17 protein-coding genes are annotated in these 18855 nt (G+C 55.9%); all 17 read left to right on the forward strand.

The genetic code is table 11. From position 1 onward, the window contains the following. Window positions 1-177: 177 nt before the first annotated feature. Window positions 178-1338 carry an exonuclease SbcCD subunit D gene (locus B5E62_RS07855; RefSeq protein WP_087174072.1) on the forward strand — a complete coding sequence of 387 codons (1161 nt, stop codon included), beginning with the start codon at window positions 178-180 and terminating at the stop codon, window positions 1336-1338. Further along, the gene (locus B5E62_RS07860) at window positions 1335-4202 is read left to right on the forward strand and encodes an AAA family ATPase (RefSeq protein WP_087174073.1); all 2868 of its coding nucleotides are present in this window, start codon (window positions 1335-1337) and stop codon (window positions 4200-4202) included. Before B5E62_RS07855 ends, B5E62_RS07860 begins: the two co-directional genes overlap by 4 nt. 68 nt (window positions 4203-4270) lie before the next feature. Next, window positions 4271-4894 carry a cytidylate kinase-like family protein gene (locus tag B5E62_RS07865; protein ID WP_087174074.1) on the forward strand — a complete coding sequence of 208 codons (624 nt, stop codon included), beginning with the start codon at window positions 4271-4273 and terminating at the stop codon, window positions 4892-4894. A gap of 22 nt (window positions 4895-4916) precedes the next feature. Beyond that, complete coding sequence (locus B5E62_RS07870) at window positions 4917-5258, forward strand: arsenate reductase family protein (RefSeq protein ID WP_033126732.1); 342 nt, start codon at window positions 4917-4919, stop codon at window positions 5256-5258. A gap of 12 nt (window positions 5259-5270) precedes the next feature. Next, window positions 5271-5960, forward strand: coding sequence for a response regulator transcription factor (locus tag B5E62_RS07875; protein WP_087174075.1), 690 nt, complete (start codon window positions 5271-5273; stop codon window positions 5958-5960). Then, entirely contained in the window at window positions 5933-7093 is a 1161-nt protein-coding gene (locus B5E62_RS07880) for a sensor histidine kinase (RefSeq protein ID WP_087174076.1), read from the forward strand. Before B5E62_RS07875 ends, B5E62_RS07880 begins: the two co-directional genes overlap by 28 nt. 51 nt (window positions 7094-7144) lie before the next feature. After that, window positions 7145-7816 (forward strand): ABC transporter ATP-binding protein, encoded by a 672-nt coding sequence (locus tag B5E62_RS07885; RefSeq protein WP_087174077.1) that lies wholly within the window; start codon window positions 7145-7147, stop codon window positions 7814-7816. Beyond that, window positions 7813-10305: an ABC transporter permease gene (locus B5E62_RS07890; protein ID WP_087174078.1), complete on the forward strand. Its 2493-nt coding sequence runs from the start codon at window positions 7813-7815 to the stop codon at window positions 10303-10305. The genes B5E62_RS07885 and B5E62_RS07890 overlap by 4 nt, the downstream gene beginning before the upstream one ends. 123 nt (window positions 10306-10428) lie before the next feature. Further along, window positions 10429-11940: a CoA-transferase gene (locus B5E62_RS07895; protein WP_087174079.1), complete on the forward strand. Its 1512-nt coding sequence runs from the start codon at window positions 10429-10431 to the stop codon at window positions 11938-11940. 115 nt (window positions 11941-12055) lie between these two features. Next, window positions 12056-12736 (forward strand): TIGR00266 family protein, encoded by a 681-nt coding sequence (locus B5E62_RS07900; protein WP_087174080.1) that lies wholly within the window; start codon window positions 12056-12058, stop codon window positions 12734-12736. Window positions 12737-12928: 192 nt separating this feature from the next. Beyond that, window positions 12929-13426 carry a DUF6465 family protein gene (locus B5E62_RS07905; protein ID WP_087174081.1) on the forward strand — a complete coding sequence of 166 codons (498 nt, stop codon included), beginning with the start codon at window positions 12929-12931 and terminating at the stop codon, window positions 13424-13426. A gap of 825 nt (window positions 13427-14251) precedes the next feature. Then, entirely contained in the window at window positions 14252-14977 is a 726-nt protein-coding gene (locus B5E62_RS07910; RefSeq protein WP_087174082.1) for a transmembrane protein, read from the forward strand. 67 nt (window positions 14978-15044) lie between these two features. Continuing rightward, complete coding sequence (locus B5E62_RS16905; RefSeq protein WP_162610280.1) at window positions 15045-15221, forward strand: hypothetical protein; 177 nt, start codon at window positions 15045-15047, stop codon at window positions 15219-15221. Between the two features lie 85 nt (window positions 15222-15306). Next, the gene (locus B5E62_RS07915; protein ID WP_087174083.1) at window positions 15307-16137 is read left to right on the forward strand and encodes a PHP domain-containing protein; all 831 of its coding nucleotides are present in this window, start codon (window positions 15307-15309) and stop codon (window positions 16135-16137) included. A 34-nt stretch (window positions 16138-16171) separates the two neighbouring features. Then, window positions 16172-16792, forward strand: coding sequence for an iron-containing alcohol dehydrogenase (locus B5E62_RS17510; RefSeq protein ID WP_330398062.1), 621 nt, complete (start codon window positions 16172-16174; stop codon window positions 16790-16792). Continuing rightward, window positions 16722-17483, forward strand: a complete 762-nt coding sequence (locus B5E62_RS17515; protein WP_330398063.1) for an iron-containing alcohol dehydrogenase — start codon at window positions 16722-16724, stop codon at window positions 17481-17483. Before B5E62_RS17510 ends, B5E62_RS17515 begins: the two co-directional genes overlap by 71 nt. Beyond that, window positions 17480-18847, forward strand: a complete 1368-nt coding sequence (locus B5E62_RS07925) for an aldehyde dehydrogenase (protein WP_087174084.1) — start codon at window positions 17480-17482, stop codon at window positions 18845-18847. The genes B5E62_RS17515 and B5E62_RS07925 overlap by 4 nt, the downstream gene beginning before the upstream one ends. Window positions 18848-18855 lie beyond the last annotated feature (8 nt).

Raw genomic sequence — 18855 nt, forward strand, 5'->3', positions numbered from 1 at the left:
TTGATCAGTTTTTTCATTATACAGGAAAGCTGCGCAGGCCGCAAGGGCGGAGAAAAAGAGATATTTTGTGGCAGATATTTTTGCGGATCTTTTGGGCATGACGGGCAGAATATGGTACAATAACCACATCGCAGCCCTTACAGATGGCCGCCAAGACAGGAAGGAGGAACGTACAGTATGCGTTTTTTTCATATATCCGATCTTCATATCGGGAAACACCTGCATTATTATGATCTGAAAGAAGACCAGAGATACATCCTCTCACGGATCGCTGACGCGGCGGAAGAACAGAGGCCGGATGCCATTGTCATTGCCGGGGACATCTATGACCGGTCTGTTCCCTCCGCTGAGGCAGTCTCCCTCTTTGACTGGTTCCTCACCAGACTGGCGGACATCCGGCCAGCCATCCCGGTGCTGGCCATTGCCGGGAACCATGACTCGGCGGAGCGCCTGGACTATGCCAGTGCCATCCTTGGAAGGCAGCACATCCACGTGGCCGGCATGCCCCCTGCCAGGGAGGAAGAACGGATGAAAAAGGTGACGCTGCAGGATGCCTACGGAGAAGTGTGCTTCTACCTTCTCCCCTTCGTAAAGCCCGGTTATGTGCGCCCTGCCTTTCCCCAGGGCCAGGCGCCGGAAGACTACGACGGGGCGGTCCGGGGACTTGTGGAGAGGGAGCAGATCGACACTTCGGTGAGAAATGTCATTGTCACCCACCAGTTCTATACAGCGGCAGGGGTTCCTCCTCTGGCTGCCGGGTCGGAGAGTGTCCGTGTGGGAGGATTGGACAATGTGGATATCTCGGCTCTGGCGGACTTTGACTACTGCGCCCTGGGGCATATCCACAGAAGGCAGCAGGTGGGGGAAGGGCCTGCCTGGTACTGCGGGACGCCTCTGAAATACTCTGTGTCTGAGAGTAGAGATCAGAAGACGCTGACCATAGTGGAGCTGAAAGAGAAGGGCACGCCCCCTGTGCGCACAGAGATCCCACTCGAGCCCCTGCATGAGGTGCGGGAGATTAAGGGGACGCTTGAGGAGGTCCTTGCCGGCGCCGGGGAGGAGATCCGTCAGGACTATGTGAGCGTCACGCTGACAGATGAGAAGGCTCTCTATGAGCCGGCAGACCAGCTGGAGTGCATTTTTCCAAGGCTGCTCCAGGTGCGGATGGAAAGTCTCCGGGCCCGGCTGAATGGGGAGGAGGGGACACAGGAGCCGGATTTAGACCTTGCGGATCCTCTGGAAGTGTTTGGACAGTTCTTTGAGGAGATGCAGGGCCGCCCTATGGACAGGGAGGAAGAATCGATCATGAGAGAGATGTTTAAGGAGGGGATAGAATGATTCCACAGCGGCTGGTTATGTCGGCTTTCGGCTCCTATGCGGGGAGAGAAGAGATTGACTTTTCACAGGCAGGGCCAGGTATCTTTCTTGTGACCGGGGACACGGGAGCCGGGAAGACCACCATTTTTGATGCCATCACCTACGCGCTCTACGACCAGACAAGCGGAGGGCGAAGGGATGGACGGATGATGCGCAGCCAGTATGCGGCGGAGGACACCCCCACTTTTGTGGAATTTTCCTTTCAGTACAAGGGGCAGGACTATAGGATCATGCGGAGTCCGGAATACGAGAGGGCAAGCAAAAGAAGGGGGAAAGATGGAGAGAGAAAACGGACTCTGGAGCGGTCAGCGGTCACCCTTTTTCTGCCTGACGGCACGGAATATCCGGGGAAAAAGGCGGAGACCAACCGGAAGATCGTGGAGATCATCGGCCTGGACGCGGGACAGTTCACCCAGACGGTTATGATCGCCCAGGGAGAGTTCCTGAAACTTCTGTCTGCCCGCTCCGATGAGAGGAAGGAGATCTTCTCCAGGATCTTTCAGACAGATCTTTACGCCCGGATGCAGCAAAGGCTCCGTGAGGAGGCCGGCGATCTCGGGGGACAGATGAAGGATATGGAGAGGCAGGAGGATCAGGAGATGGCCCGCCTCTTCTGCCCGGAAGAAGAGAGCCTGCTTGGCAGGCTGGAGAGCGCGGCCCTGCCGGAGGAGAGACTGGAGGCGGTCCGGCTGATCCTGCAATACGGGAAATCCCGGGAGGAGGCTGCCAAGAGGCAGATCGGGGAACTTGACAAGGAGCTGGAGAAGGTGAACCGGGACCTGGCGGTGGCTCAGGAGCTGAACAGACGGTTTGACTATCTGGAGGAAGCAAGAAAAGGGCGCGCCGCTCTTTTGGAAAATGCCTCTGCCGTGGAGGAGCGGCAGCGTCGGCTGGAGCGCAGCCGGGAGGCCCGCCTGGTCTGCGAGACTTTCAAAAAGCGGGAAGAGGCAGGCCGGCAGAAAGCACTGCTGGAAAAAGAGATCCGGGAGACGGCGGAGAAGATCCGCCAGGCAGGCCAGCAGAAAAAAGAGCTGGTAAAGAGCCGGGAGACAGCCCTTTTGGAAGAGCAGCGCTGCCGGAAGGAGTACCAGGTCCTGACCGGGCAGATCACTCAGGTGACAGACCAGGCGGCCCGGCTTGCCGGAAGCCGCGCTGCACTCCAGAAGTGGGAGAGCCAGGAAGAAGCGGCAAAAGACAGAAAGAAGAGTCTGGAGGAGCTGAGGAAAAGGCTGCCGCTCCTTCGGGAGGAGGAGACAAAAAGGGATATCTGCGCACAGGCTTTTGAGAAGAGCAGGAGGGACTACCAGCAGGCTGCCGACGCCTACCTGGCCTGCAACGACGCGTTCCTTCAGGCCCAGGCAGGTATTCTGGCAAAGGACCTGCGGGAGGGAGTTGCCTGCCCTGTGTGCGGATCTTTCAACCATCCTGCCCCCGCTCCTCTGCCGGACCGTGCACCGGATCAGGCGGAGGTGAAGGCGGCCAGGAAGCGAAGGGACGAGGCGGAAAAGGAGAAAGACAGAAGACAGCAGCAGCTTCTGGAGGCGGGACAGCACTGCGCCGCCTGCCTGCAGGGGCTCCTCACAGAAGGGAAAAATGTGGTGGGGGAGGCGTTTTCATTTGAGGGAGAGGGGCCGGAGCCCATCCTGGACAGAGAAGAAACCATAAGAGAGAGGGAGCTGCAGGAATGCCGGAGGAAAAAGGAGGAGGCCAGGGAGCAGGTCAGACAGTGGGAGGAGCTGGAAAAGAAGAGGCAGTCCCTCACGGAAGAGCAGGCCGCCTGCTACGCCCGGCAGGAGGAGCAGCAAAAGAAAGCGGCCCTTGCCGGTGACAGGCTGCGCCTGTTGGAACAGGCGGTCAGCCAGGCGGAAGGAGAAAAGAAAGCCCGGCAGGCACAGAAGGAACAGGCGGAAGCACAGGAGGAAGCGCTTGCCCTGGAGGCGCAGAAGGCTCTGGCAGTCTCTTCTTTTGAGACGGAAGACCAGTGCCGGGGCAGTCTTCTTGCGGAGGAAGAAAAGGAAGAGCTGGAGAAAAGTCAGGAGGCGTACCGGCAGAAATGCATAGAGGCCGATGCCCGGGTCAAGACCCTGGAAGAACAGCTGGAGGGGAAACGGCCTGTGGAGACCCAGGGACTGACAGAGCAAAAAGCTGGCCTGGATGAGAGAAGGCAGGCCGCAGAGCAGGAGCAGAGAAGATGGTACAGCAAAAATGAGAACAACAAGGATGTGCGGGAGCATCTGAAAAAAATCTACGAAAAGAACAGAAAGCTCAAAGAGCGCTGCGCAAGGCTGCGCCTCCTGGACCAGACCGCAGGGGGCTCCCTCCCCGGACGGCCCAAGATCGATTTCGAATCGTATGTACAGCGCCGCTATTTCCAGCAGATCATTACCTTTGCCAACCGGAGGCTGGAAGCCATGACAGGCGGGAACTTTATCCTGCGGTGCCGCTCCATGGAGCAGCTTGGCAACCGTGGCAGCGTGGGGCTGGATCTGGACGTGTACAGTCTGGACACAGGGAAGATCCGGGATGTGCGCACCCTCTCCGGAGGGGAGTCGTTTATGGCCGCGCTGGCCATGGCGCTTGGCATGGCGGACGTCATATCACGCAGCGCCGGGGGCATCCAGATGAAGGCCATGTTCGTGGACGAGGGCTTTGGCTCTCTGGATGATTATTCCAGGGAGCAGGCTATAGGAGTGCTCAGTGAGCTGGCAGGCTCAGACCGGATGATCGGCATCATCTCCCACGTGACAGAGCTGAAAGAGAGCATTGACAGGCAGCTTGTAGTCACCAAGACAAAAAAGGGCAGTCATGTGCGCTGGAAGCACTAAAATCTTTTGCTTATCCTCTCCGTGTGAAGTATAATAAAGACAGAAGATAAAGAAAGGAGCTGATCCATATGACAGACCATACCATCATAACCATCGGACGTCAGTTTGGGAGCGGCGGCCATGAGATTGGGAACAAGCTGGCCCAGAGGCTGGATATCCCCCTCTACGACAAAAATCTGATCCATATGGCGGCCCAGGAGCTCGGTATCAGCAATGAGGCTGCGGAGAATATCAACGAGACGGCTCTTGGCAGGTTCCTGTCCTCCTATGTGGTGAGCCTGGGGGATTACACGACCTTTATGAGCGGAGAAAACGTGGAGCCCCTGAGCGAGCAGATGTACCGGGTGCAGACAGAGCTTGTGAAGAAGCTGGCCGCCCGGGGCTCCTGCGTCATCGTGGGCAGGTGCGCGGACTATGTACTGGGAGACTACAGCAGCTGTATCCATGTGTTCATCCACGCCTTCAAGGAGGACCGGATACGCAGGATATCCAGGATTTACAAGCTGAACGAGAAGCAGGCATGGGACAAGATCAAACGGACCGACAGGGAGAGGAGGCTCTACTATGAGACCCATGCGCAGAGACCCTGGGGCAGCATCGAGTCCCACCAGATCCTCTTTAACGCCAGCCTCATGGGCGTGGACGGGATCGTGGACGCGCTGGAGGCCATGTACCGCACAAGGCAGAAATAAGACAAAAAGGAGATAGACACACATGCTTTTTATTGAATATCCAAAATGCAGCACATGCAGACGGGCCAAAAAACACCTGGAGGACGCAGGGATCGCGTTCCAGGACCGGCACATTGTGGAGGACAATCCCACGGAGGAGGAACTGACAGAGTGGATCCGGATGAGCGGCCTGCCGGCGAAGAGATTTTTTAACACAAGCGGCATGAAATACAGGGAGCTGGGACTGAAGGACAGGCTCCCGGACATGAGCGAGGAGGAGCAGATACGCCTCCTGGCAGGCGACGGCATGCTGGTCAAGAGGCCCCTCCTCATAGACGGGGAACGGGTCCTTGTGGGATTTAAGGAAAAAGAGTGGACGTTTTAGGAGAGGATATCCGTGAAGAGTATACTGCTTGTTGAGGATGATGAGAGCCTGAACCAGGGCATCACACTGAAACTGAAAAAAGAAGGATACCGCGTTTCTTCTGCCTTCTCGCTGGAGGAGGCAGAAGAACTTTTTGACTCTGCCGCCTGGGACCTCCTCATCTGCGACGTGGGCCTGCCGGACGGCAGCGGGCTGGATTTCTGCAGGAGAGTGCGCCGGGTCAGCGATGTGTACATCCTGTTCCTGACAGCCCTGGACTCAGAGATCGACATGGTGACGGCCTACGACCTGGGGGCGGACGACTACATGACCAAGCCCTTCAGCCTTATGGTGCTTGTCTCCAAAGTCCACGCTTTCATGCGGAGGACCAGGGAGGCTCCCGCCTCCCGCATCGTCTCCGGCGATATCCTCCTCTCCCTGCGGGAGATGAAGGCCTTCCGGCAGAGGCCGGAGGGGGGAGCGGAGCCGGTCCCCCTGAGCAAAAAAGAACTGCAGCTCCTCCTGCTCCTGATGGAGAATGCCTGCCAGATCCTCACAAAGGAGCAGATACTGGAGCGGGTGTGGGGCGTGGAGGGACAGTTTGTGGACGACAACACAGTACCTGTCAACATCAGCCGCCTCAAGGGAAAGCTCGGGGGCAGCTATATTCAGAATGTAAGGGGGATTGGCTATATATGGACAGAAGAAAGCTTCAGAGAGTAGCCCTGCCTGCGGGGCTGCTCTTTCTTGTACTGCTGGCGCTGGGAGGACTCCTCCATACAGCCGGGGAGGCCGTGAAGGAGGAGGAGCAGCAGAAGCTGGGGGCTCTTGTGAGGGAGCACCCGGAGTATGAGGACCGCTATGCCCGGATCATGGGCGGGGATGCCCCGGGCGATGCCTCCGGCCTGGGAGCGCAGATCCTGGAAAAGTACGGCTATGACACCCTGGACGGCGGGGCCTACAGGGCGGTCCGCCGGTATTTTTTCCTTGCCGGATGCCTTCTTGCGGCGGGGATGGCGGTCTCTGCCCTGTTGGCGCTGCTGGCCCTCCGGGCCCAGAGAAGGGCGGAGGAGGACAGAGAGAGGCTGGAGGAGAAGCTGAGGGAGCTGCGGCTTCGGGAAGAGGGCACAAAAGAGCGCCTTATCCGGGAGGAACAGGAGACAAAGTCCCTGGTGACGGACATTTCCCACCAGCTCAAGACCCCCGTCGCGGCCCTGCGGATGAGCCTGGAGCTAAGGGAGACCACAGAGCTGACCGAGGAGGAGAAGAGAGAGTGCTCCGGCAGAGAGCTGCAGGAGGTGGCAAAGCTGGAAGAGCTCCTGAACAGCTTTACCCAGCTCTCCAGGCTGGAGGCGGATATGATACGGATCCGCCCGCGGATGGAGGAGCTGCGGCAGACTCTCGCCGGGGCGGTGGGAGCTGTCTATATGAAGGCGTTCCGCCGGGGCATAGAGCTGTCCCTGGAGGAGTTCAGGGACCGAAGGCTCCCGCATGACCCCAGGTGGACGAGGGAGGCCTTTGTCAATATCCTGGACAATGCGGTGAAGTACTCCCCGGAGAACACCTCTGTCACAGTGCGGGTTTCCTGGCTGGCCTCGGCTGTGATGATCGAATTTGAAGACCAGGGCATAGGCGTGCCCCAGGAGGAGGCCCACCGGATCTTCCAGAGATTTTACAGAGGAAACGCCCGGCAGGTTCAGGAGGGGGAGGGGGCCGGCGTGGGACTCTACCTGGCCCGCCGTATCCTGGAGGCCCAGGGAGGCACCGTCTGTGTAAAGCGGGGAAGGAGAGGGGGCAGCAATTTTATCGTGACCCTTCCTTACAATTCTGTTATGGAGCCTGTAAGCGTCCTGTAAGCCGGGCATACTATACTGGTACCAGAGTCGAAAAAAGGAGGCTGAACAGATATGAAACCAATATTAGAGACCATCGACCTGGTAAAGTATTACGGGTCCGTCAGCAGCGTGGTCAAAGCCATCGATCACACGGACCTTGCGATCCGGCGGGGCGAGTTTACCGCCATCGTGGGCAGGAGCGGTTCCGGGAAGAGCACCCTGCTCCATATGCTGGGAGGACTGGACCGGCCGGACAGCGGGAAAGTCCTCATAGAGGGAAAAGACATATTTAAACTGAAGGAAGAGCGGCTGGCCGTGTTCCGCAGGAGGAAAATAGGGTTTGTCTTCCAGAGCTACAATCTGGTCCCGTCCCTGAATGTGTGGGAGAACATCGTCCTCCCCATCGGTCTGGACGGCCGGCGGGTGGACCGGGAGTTTGTCATGGGCATCATCCGGCGGATCGGCATGGAGGACAAGCTCCACGCCCTGCCCTCCACCCTGTCTGGAGGACAGCAGCAGCGGGCGGCCATCGCCAGGGCTCTGGCGGCGCGGCCGGCGATCATTTTAGCGGATGAGCCTACAGGCAATCTGGACTCCAAAAACGAGCTGGACGTGATCAGCCTTTTAAAGAGCTGCGTCAGCGAGTACGGGCAGACCCTTGTGATGATCACCCACGATGAGACCATCGCCCAGATGGCGGACCGGATGATCCTCATCGAGGATGGCAAGGTGGTGAGCGCATGAAGACAGTGACAAAGACAGCCCTTGCCAATCTGAAGCTGAATCGGGGGAGAAACCTTATCAGCGGTTTTGCTATTTTACTGACAACTCTTCTTATTTTTTTTACGATCACCATAGGGATGGCTGCCGGATCTGTGGAGCTGGCTGCCGTCAATGTCTACTATCCCACCTACCACGCCATGTTCCGGGGCGTGACGGAGGAGAATGTACAGAGGCTGGAAAGCCAGAATGAGATCGAGGCCATGGGACTGAGGGAGGATTTTGCCTACGGCGTGGACGATGACGCAGACATTGGGTTTTATGCCATGGACGAGGAGGGGATTCGTCTCAGCAAGATCGAGCTGGAGGAGGGACATTTCCCCAGGGAGGGGAAGGAGATTGCCCTCTCCAGGGGGCTCCTTGCGGAGTACGGCCTGGAGGCCGGCATCGGAGACCAGGTGACTTTGCCCTTTCAGCTGGTGGAGGATGGAGGTCTGGGGTGGCAGCAGGAGGACACCTTCCGGATCACCGGTTTCCTTGAGACGGACACAGACCCGGAGAACAAAGCCTACGGCGTCATCTGCTCCCTGGACTATATGCGCGCCTCCGTCCCTGCGGAAGACAGGGCGTACCGTGTCCTGCTCCGGCTGAAGGACACCCAAGAGAAGGGGGATGGGATCGAGACTGTGGACGCCCTGGAGGAGAAGGCCTGCGAGATGGGAGAGGACTTTGGCGTTGACCGGGACAATGTAGTTGTCAACACCACCTATCTTCTTGCCAACTATACGGACCCGGGCCTTTACACCGGAATCGGGGCCATCATCCTGGTGGTGGTCGCAGCCGGCGTCCTCTGTATCTACAGCATCTACTATGTGTCCATGGTGCCCAAGATACAGGAGTACGGGCGGCTCAGGGCCATGGGAGCCACCAGGAGGCAGGTGCGGCAGGTCGTGTTCCGGGAAGGACTGGCAGTGGCCTTTGCAGCCCTTCCCGCCGGTCTTCTTCTTGGCAGTATCCTGGCCAGGCCGGTGCTGTTCACTATCTATAAAATGGCGGACAATGTCGAGACCGCCTACACGGAGCCGGGCATGCACCAGCTCTGCGTCGAGCTGCTGGAAAAGGGACAGGTCCCCATCCTTCGCTGGTGGATCTACCTGCTGACCATCCTGGCGGTCCTTGCCACCGTCTGGCTGTCCCTCGTAAAGCCCATGCGCCTGGCAGCCAGGGTTTCCCCTGTGGAGGCCATGCGCTATCAGGGCGGCAGCAGCCGGAAAAAGGACAGGAGGGGATATGAGAGCCTGAATATCTCCAGACTCACAAGGACCAACCTGGGGAGAAACAAGAGGCGGACCGTTCTCACAGTCCTTACCCTGGGCTCCATCGGCATTCTTTTTATGGCTGTGGCTACAGTCCTCTCCTGCGCATCGCCGAAGGAGATCGCCAGGCAGGAGTTTGAGGGGGATTACCAGATCTACGTGGACAGCTGGGAGGGGGACAAGATGAACCCGGACCGGGCCTGGGCCAGCCTCATGAAGGATAATCCCCTCTCCTCCGCCTTTGCAGAGGAGGTGCGCTCTGTCCCGGGCGTGGAGGAGGTGAAGGTCCGCTCATGGCTGACAGGCAGTCTCCCGGAGCTGGACCCGGAGGAGCAGGCCACGACGGCCAACGTGGAGGGCTACGAGGATTCTTATAAGGAGGCTGTCCTGTCAGGCATCACAGAGGGGACGGCGGACTGGGAGGAGCTGAAAAGGGGTGAGAAGATCATCATGAACCAGCGCCTGCAGCACTGGTTTCCGGAGCTGACGGCGGGAAGCCAGGTGAAGCTCCTCCTTGAGACAGAGCAGGGACCGGTGGAGAGGACCTTTGAGATCGCGGCGGTGGGAGCATATCCATCGGGGATCTGCGGAGGTAACTTCCTTCTGCCTGCAGAGTCTCTTGCCCGGTTCACTTCGGCCAACCTGAGCCAGACTTTGGTCATCACGGTGGACAAAGAACAGAAAGAAGAGGCTTTCCAGGCGTTGGATGCTATGGCACAGATCAGCCCCTACCTGGCCACAGACACCTACGACACCCATCTTCAGACATGGGAGAGCGGCATGGGCATCATCGCCCTCCTCGGATATGCCTTCCTCATCGTCCTGGGAGCTATCGGTATCATGAACCTTGTGAACACCATGATCAACAGCATCTACACAAGGAAGAAGGAGCTGGGCATGATGCAGGCCATCGGTCTGTCAGAAAGGCAGCTCCTGGGCATGATGCAGATGGAGGGCCTGTTCTACACGGCGGGGACCCTGGCGGTGGCGCTGGGTATCGGCAGCCTGGCGGGCTACGGCGTTTTCCGGTACATGAAGGCGGAAAATATCATGAATGTGACCAGCTACCATTACCCGGCTCTTCCGGCTGTGCTCCTGGCTCTGGTCGTGGCGCTCACCCAGGTGCTCCTTACCTGTGCTGTCTCCCGCAGCTTCCGGAAGATGAGCCTGATCGACCGCATACGGTACTCAGAATAAAAGAAGAGAGAAGACGGAGCCTTGGGGCTGTGGCTGGACTTTGCGGGCCCCTTCTGCTAAAATGGACTGCATATGCAGGAGTCGAGAGGATCCTGCGGGCCTATTGCGAGGAGGATGGTAGTTATGTATGAAGTGATGAGTGCTGACGAGGCGATCCGCCTGATCCGGGACGGGGACTGTATATGCGTCAATTCGTTTGTGGGGATAGAGAACCCGGTAGAGCTCCACGAGGCGCTGTACAGAAGATACCAGAGGATGCAGTCCCCCAGCCATCTGACGATGATATCCAGCGCAGGCTTTGGCGTCTGGGACGAAAACAGGAACGCGGAGGGGTACATACGGGAGGGCGCGGTGGACCGCCTGATCTGCGGACATTTCGGAGCTATGTTAAGCACAAAGAAGCTGGTGCTTGAGGACCGCTTTGAGGCATATAACCTGCCCCTTGGATGTATCTCCCACGCCATCCGCGCGCAGGCAGGGGGACTGCCGGGGGCGCTCTCCAAGGTGGGACTCGACATTTTTGTAGACCCGAGAAAGGAAGGACCTGGTATCAACCGGCTCTCGATCGACGACTCTCTTGTGAAATACGTGGAGGTGGACGGGGAGGAGTTCCTCTACTACAAGCTGCCGAAGATCACGGTGGCTCTCATAAAGGGCACTGCCGCGGACAGGAAGGGAAATATTTCCTTTGACGATATGTTCATGTCCGGCGACGCCCTGTCCATCTGTCAGGCGGTGAAGGCAAACCACGGCAGGGTGATCGTCCAGGTGGACCGGCTGGTGGACACACCCTCAAGGCCGAGGAATGCCATTATCCCGGGCTGCCTGGTTGACGCCATCGTGGTAGTAGAGCCGGAGGAGAGGAACGAGGCTTACACTGCGCTGACAGGAAGCTTTGAGATCCCCTATGCGCAGTGGAGCGCGTGGAATGAGAAGATAGACACAGTATCCGCAAAGACGCGGGGCAACAGCGCAGCCGGCAATATCATCGGCAGAAGGGCGGCCAAGGAGCTGCGGGTGGACGATATCGTCAATATCGGGATCGGGATCCCGGAGATGGTGTCCAGACACGCCCGAAAAAACGGCATGCTGGATATGGTGACTCTTACCGTTGAGTCCGGAGGCATCGGAGGCTTTCCTGTCTCGGGGGAGGCGTTCGGAGCCATGATAGGGGCGGCCTCCGTGTACGACATGGCAAACCAGTTCGATCTGTACGACAACGGAGGGCTGGACATATGCTTTATGGGAGCCCTGGAGGTGGACCGCCAGGGGAATGTCAATGCCCACCGTGGACCGGGCGCCTTTGCGGGAATCGGCGGATTTGCCAACATCACAGCCAAAACGCCCACGGTAGTGTTCTGCCTGACCTTTGATACCAAAGGGCTGGAGGTCTCTCAGAAAAAGGGGACCGTGACCATTGAACGAGAGGGGACTGTCCCCAAATTCGTAGAAAGGGTAAAAAGCGTCAGCTTTTCGGCAGCACGGGCTATTGCAAACGGACAGAAGGTCCTGTACGTGACGGAGCGATGCGTGTTCCGTCTGACCCCCAAGGGACTGAAGCTTATTGAGACCTACCCGGGGGTAGACGTGCAGAGAGATATCCTGGACCGCCTTCCCTTTGAGGTGGAACTCTGAGAGTATCCTCCGGGCAGGAGCGGGCGCTCCACAAAAGAAAAGTTGATATTGACAGAATGGAGTGCCGGATAGTATCCTGAAATCAGAATACTTTATTAAATGAGGAGGAAAAATCATGAGATATCAAATTCAGGGCGAGACGCTTCCAGTAGTCATCTGTGAACTGGAGGGCGGGGAGAAGATGATCACAGAGGGCGGCGGCATGGCCTGGATGTCCCCGAATATGAAGATGGAGACATCTACCAACGGCGGTGTGGGGAAGGCCTTTGGGAGAATGTTCTCCGGTGAGTCTATCTTCCAGAACAACTATACAGCAATGGGAGGTCCCGGCATGATCGCTTTTGCTTCCAGCTTTCCCGGGTCTATCCGTGCTTTCGAGATCAGTCCGGGCAATGAGATGGTCTTCCAGAAGAGTGCGTTCCTGGCAGGCGAGGCGGGAGTGGATGTGTCCATTTTCTTTAACAAGAAGGTCGGTGCCGGATTATTCGGCGGTGAGGGATTTATCATGCAGAAATTCAGCGGAAACGGTACGGTCTTCGCGGAATTTGACGGGCATGTGGTAGAGTACGAGCTCCAGGCAGGGCAGCAGATCGTGGTGGACACCGGACATCTTGCAGGCATGACAGCCAGCTGCAGCATGGAGATACGGAGCGTCCCGGGTGTGAAGAACATGCTCTTCGGGGGCGAGGGATTTTTCAACACCGTGATCACCGGGCCGGGCCGGATATGGCTCCAGACCATGCCTATCAGCAATGTGGCGGCCGTGCTCCGCAATTACATAACAACTGCGAAATAGTAAAAAACCGCAGGATATTTATAGGCAGAAATACTAAGTCCAGAGAGGGAATAATCTGAATATTGGGCAGTTTTCACAGCAGTAGTCAGGAGAGATTGCATTTTCCCGAGAGTGTGATATAATATTGACGACTTAAAAGGGAACGGCATAAAGAAAAAATATTGTGAGCAGTAAGATCTAGGAGGAATTGAAATGGCTACAAGAAAGACAGCAGATACCAAGACAAAAGTTGGTGTACAGAAGACAGTAAGCAAAGCATCAACCGATGTTGTGACTGCGGCGGCACAGAAGGCTGCGGCAGCTGCTGATACGAAAGAGGCTGTAAAGAAGGAAGCTGTTAAGGCAGAGCCTGCCAGAGAGACAGCTGCCAAAGAGGAGACTGCTAAGAAGGCCGCCGCACCGGCGAAGAAGGCCGACGAAGCTAAGGCGGCAGAGAAAAAGACGGCACAGAAGAAGGCTCCGGCCAAAAAAGCCGCGGCGAAAAAGGAGATCAAAGTCAAGACCTATGTGCAGTACATGGGCAGAGAAGTGGAAGAGAAGGATATGATAGCTGCCGTAAAGAAGAGCTGGACAAAGGCTTCCGGTAAAAAAGTGGGAGACATCAAGTCCATCGATCTCTATGTAAAGCCAGAGGAGGGTGCGGTTTACTACGTGGTAAACGGAACAGATACAGGTTCTGTGGCTTACTAGGAGCATAACAGACAGAGGGCGCGGGGTATGGGACCTGCGTCCTCTTTTTTTGCTGTGTCAGCGGCCGGATCGGAAGCTGCTCTTTGGGAGCGTCGGTTGTCAGTGAGAAGTAGACAGAATATTCTATAAATAACAATAAATTAAAAGATAAGTAAAATGTTTTTAAAATAAATATTGACAAATACGGTGATAAGTGTTAATATAAAGTCACAAAATAATAAACGAGATAAAAAACAGAATATAGAAAGTTTTTTATAGGTTTATTATTTTAGCTTTGAAGGACAGTCGATATCTGTAGATTGAAAAAATATGATCATTAACTTATTATAGTTGGATAATAAGAATTCATATTAAAAAAAGATTTACAGACAGAAGCTGAAATCCAAAGTCAATAGTTTAAGAAAAGGAGGTACGGACCGCCAAAAAATTAAACTATCTATACTGGTCATCATTAAGGGAATCCAAAAAGACTGATTCTTGAAAGCCAGAGTACTGAGAAAAGATTTTATTTGAGATATCAGTTTATCGGGTAATAAGATGTTAGTAACAGGAAGTTCATAGCAGACAGGAAAAGGTCATCCGATGAAATTAAGAATGGTCAGTATAAAAAGAAATCATTTTTTGCTACATGTGTAGAGAAAGGAAGAAAAATGATTGAATCAGTAAAGTAGAGACGGGTGTCAGTTTATTATGAAATTGATGCCCGTCTCTACTGTTTCCTGCTGACAGGGAAAATGTACTTAACAGAGAAAGAAAAAGATGATATAATACTTCTGAATAATTAATACAGGGACAAAGGAGAAGGTTATGGACGAATTGATGTCGATGATGAATCAACTGGCCGATGGGGAGACGGCGCAGGTCGCACAGAGCGTGCAGGATATGATGCGGGGGAGTATAGCTCCCGCTGTTACTGCTGTGGCCCTGGGACTTGTCATCTGTTTCTTTGGATTAAAGCTGATCCGTGTACTGGCGGCCATAACAGGTATCTGTATCGGGGCAGCGGCGGGAGCCGCCCTGGCTCTGGCTGTCGGCCAGCAGGGGACAGTGGTCCTGGCAGCGGCGGCCGTGGGGATGGTCTTATTCGCCTGTCTCGGGGCGATCCTCAGAAGAGTAGGCGGATTTCTCTTTATAGGAGTCCTCACAGCAGGGATACTGGAATGGGTCCTGGCACCGGGCACGCTTCCCTTCCACCTCATATGTCTGGGGGCGGGACTGGTACTCGCAGTGATCGCGGCCATACTGATGGACCCCATTATCATTGTCTTCTCTTCCATAGGAGGAGGCATTATGGCGGGGCTGGCAGCGACAGCACTCACCGGACTTGACCGGAATATCCTCATTACATACGCGGGATGTGCGGTCCTTGCGATACTGGGAATGGTCGTACAGTTCATGATGAAGTCCAGAGAGGTCGGCAAGAGAGAAAAGCGCTTCTCTGAGGCTGTGAAAGAGGAGAAGTCGGTGGAGACGGAAGTGGAGAAGGCAAGGATGCTGCTGGAGGACGACCTGACAGAGCCGGACGATGTCGAAAAAGCGGAAGACAAGTGATAACAAGTCTGATTTATAGGACACCTCATCTGCTATGGTATACCCATAGGAAGTGAGGTGTTCTTTTATGTACAGGGTAAGCAGGATTTTATTGATGGGAGCCGGTTTCATTTTGGCGGCTGGAGCAGCACTGGTCTTTGGCTTTGCGGACTGCAGGCTGGACGGGACCGTATATATGGCGGTCTGCCTGCTGGGACTGGCGATGATGTACGGTTCGAGCAGGGGGATGTCCAGGGAGTATTAGGACAGTGCATTGTGTTTCCTCCCTCTGATGTGCTATAATAAAAACATGCCGAAAGGGCATATTAAAGTGCAAAGGAGGCTTACTGATGAAACTGGATATGCATTGTCATGTAAAAGAAGGGTCACTTGACAGTAAGGTAAGCTTGGATGACTATATTACAAAGCTCAAGCAGGAGGGCTTTGACGGGATGCTCATCACGGACCATGACACGTACAAGGGCTACAGGCACTGGAAATATGAGATGAAGGGGAAGGTGCATGAAGACTTTGTCGTGCTGAAGGGGATCGAGTATGACACCTGCGATGCGGGCCATATTATCTGCATCATGCCGGAGGGGGTAAGGATGCGTCTCCTGGAGCTGAAGGGCATGCCGGTGCAGATGCTGATCGATTTTGTGCATCGGCACGGAGGGATACTGGGACCTGCGCATCCCTGTGGAGAGAAATATCTGAGCTTTACAAACACAAAAAAATATTTTAAATCTCCGGAGACGATAAAGAGGTTTGATTTTATCGAGGTGTTCAACTCCTGTGAGCCTGAGGAGTCTAATGACAGGGCGGCCAGGCTGGCGCAGAAGTACCAGAAGGTGGGGATAGGCGGCAGCGACTCCCACAAGATCGAGTGTGTGGGGAAGGGATATACGGTCCTGCCCCAGAGAGTGACCTGCGAGACGGAGCTGATCACGCTGATACGTGAGAAGGCGGCCATCGAGGCGGGCGGCACTCTGTACGGCAAGACGACGAAGGAGAAGCTTGGCCGGATGAACAAGATACTGCCATACTCCTTCTGGTTTTACAACAAGGGCGGAGCTCTTCTGAGGAAGAGGAAGAGGACGCAGAAGGGCAGGATCGAAAATCCGGTGGATCCCATTGACCCCATTGAGATCCCCTATCTGGATGAGATAAAAAGGAGGTAGGGAGCCCGGGCTTCGGGACCAGGCGCGCGCACAGATGACAAAGAGGGACAGGCTGCAGGAAAGCCTGTCCCTGTGCTGTGCCTTTGAAGAAGAGAAGAACAAGAGGATCACAAAGGAGAAAGAGAAGATGTATGTATTATGGTGCAGGCTGTTCCAGAGGGTGATGAAATTTTTCATGGATATAGTCCCCTTCTGGCGCAAGCCAAAGATGATAACTGGAAGGGACAGCCTGAAAAAGCTTCCCGGCATGCTCCGGCATAAGGGTATCAAAAATGTGATGCTGGTGACAGACCCGGGGATTGCCTCTCTGGGGCTGCACGAGCAGCTTCTGGAGTGGATCCGCGAGGAGGGTATTGAGTGCGTGGTGTATGACAGGACCACGGCAAATCCCACCATTGCCAATGTGGAGGAGGCTCTGCAGCTATACCGGGAGAATGGGTGTCATGCGCTCATCGCGTTTGGAGGAGGCTCTCCCATGGACTGTGCCAAGGGAGTGGGAGCCCGGGTGGCAAGACCTCACAAAAAAATCTCCTCCATGAGAGGGGAACTGAAGATCTTAAAGCCCATCCCCCCTGCTCATCGCCGTGCCTACTACGGCGGGGACGGGAAGCGAGACCACCCTGGCGGCTGTGCTGACAGACGAGAGGACGCATGAGAAATATGCCCTCAATGACTTTGTGCTGATACCCAGATATGCAGTCCTCGACCCGGTCCTCACAGAGGGGCTGCCCCCCTTCATCACGGCAACGACTGGCATGGATGCTCTGACCCACGCTGTGGAGGCGTATATAGGCAAGAGCAACACAGCCCAGACTATAGAAGACAGTGTGGCCGCAGTGAAGCTGATCTTCAGGAATCTGGAGCGTGCCTACACGGACGGTTCCGATATGGAGGCAAGAGAGAACATGCAGAAGGCCTCCTTCCTGGCCGGAGCAGCGTTTACAAGGGCCTACGTGGGATATGTCCACGCCATCGCCCACAGCCTGGGAGGGGAGTACGGCATCCCCCACGGCCTTGCCAACGCCGTGATCCTGCCCTATGTGCTGGAGGCCTATGGGAGCTCCGTGTACATGTCCCTGGCAGAGCTGGCGGACATTGTGAAGATAGGACAGGATCTGGAGAGTGACCAGGAGAAGGCCAATGCGTTTATCGCAGAGATAAGGGCCATGAACCGGCGGATGGGAATCCCGGACAAGCTGGAGGGCATCCGGGAGGATGATATCGACATGCTGGCAAAGAGGGCTGCAAAGGAGGCCAATCCGCTGTACCCGGTTCCGCGGATCATGAGGAAGGACCAGCTGAAGGAAATCTATTATCAGATACGCGCGCAGGAGGAGAGAAAATGACAGAGTATAAAGATATGCTGCAGAAGCAAAGAGACTATTTCCGCACCGGAGAGACAAAAAACGTGGCCTTCCGGCTGCGGCAGCTTCAACGGATGGAAGCCTGGATTAAAGAGAACGAGGAGGACATCATGGAGGCCCTGAAGCAGGACCTTCACAAGTCCCCCTTTGAGGCCTACGCTACGGAGATAGGGATTGTCAAGGAGGAGATACGGTACACGCTGAAGCATCTCAGGAGATGGGCCAGGCCAAAGAGAGTCCCCACTCCTGTCACCCAGTTCCCCTCCAGGTCATGCATCTATCCTGAGCCCTACGGGGTCGTGCTGATCATGTCCCCCTGGAACTATCCCTTCCAGCTCACCATCGCCCCCCTCGTGGGCGCCATCTGCGCGGGAAACTGTGCGGTGGTAAAGCCATCCGCCTACTCTGCCGCCACCTCGGCTCTCATAGGGCGGATGCTCCGGGAGCTGTTCCCGGAGAAGTATGTCAGTGTGATCGAGGGAGGGAGGAAAGAGAACGAGGCTCTTTTAAATGAGAGGTTTGACTACATCTTCTTTACGGGAAGCGTGAATGTGGGGCGTTACGTGATGGAGAAGGCCTCTGCCCACCTGACGCCCGTCAGCCTGGAGCTGGGGGGAAAGAGTCCCTGTATTGTAGATGAAACGGCAGATATCTCCCTGGCCGCCAGGAGGATCGTCTGGGGGAAATTCCTGAACTGCGGCCAGACCTGTGTGGCTCCCGACTATATTTTTGTCCACAAGAGTGTGAAGGATAAGCTCCTGAAGCAGATGGCAAAGCAGATACGGAAGATGTATGGAAATGACCCCTGCAGGAACGAGGAGTATCCGAAGATGATAAACAGGAAGCACTTTGACAGGGTGCTGGGGCTGATACGGGATGCCCGCGTGGTCTGCGGCGGCGGGAGCAGACAGGAAACGCTCCAGATCGAACCCACTATCCTGGACCAGGTCACATGGGAGCATCCGGTCATGCAGGAGGAAATCTTCGGACCGGTGCTGCCGGTCATGACCTTCTATGACCTGCAGGAGGTGGTCGCCCAGGTCAGCGCAAGGCCGAGACCCCTTGCCCTCTACCTGTTTACAAGGAAAAAGGAGAGGGAGGCCTATGTGCTGAAGCACGTCTCTTACGGCGGAGGCTGCATCAATGATACGGTAGTGCATCTGGCCACCTCGCATATGCCCTTTGGCGGCGTGGGGGACAGCGGTATGGGCGGCTACCACGGGAAGGACAGCTTTGACACGTTCACCCACAGGAAGAGCATCATGAAGAAGTCCTGTCTCATCGACATACCGGTCCGGTATGCCCCCTTTAAGAAAAAACTGGACCTCCTCAAGAAGATCCAGTAAAAGATGCT

It is taken from the genome of Lachnoclostridium sp. An118, from assembly GCF_002160985.1.
In the GTDB taxonomy this organism is placed as follows: domain Bacteria; phylum Bacillota; class Clostridia; order Lachnospirales; family Lachnospiraceae; genus Claveliimonas; species Claveliimonas stercoravium.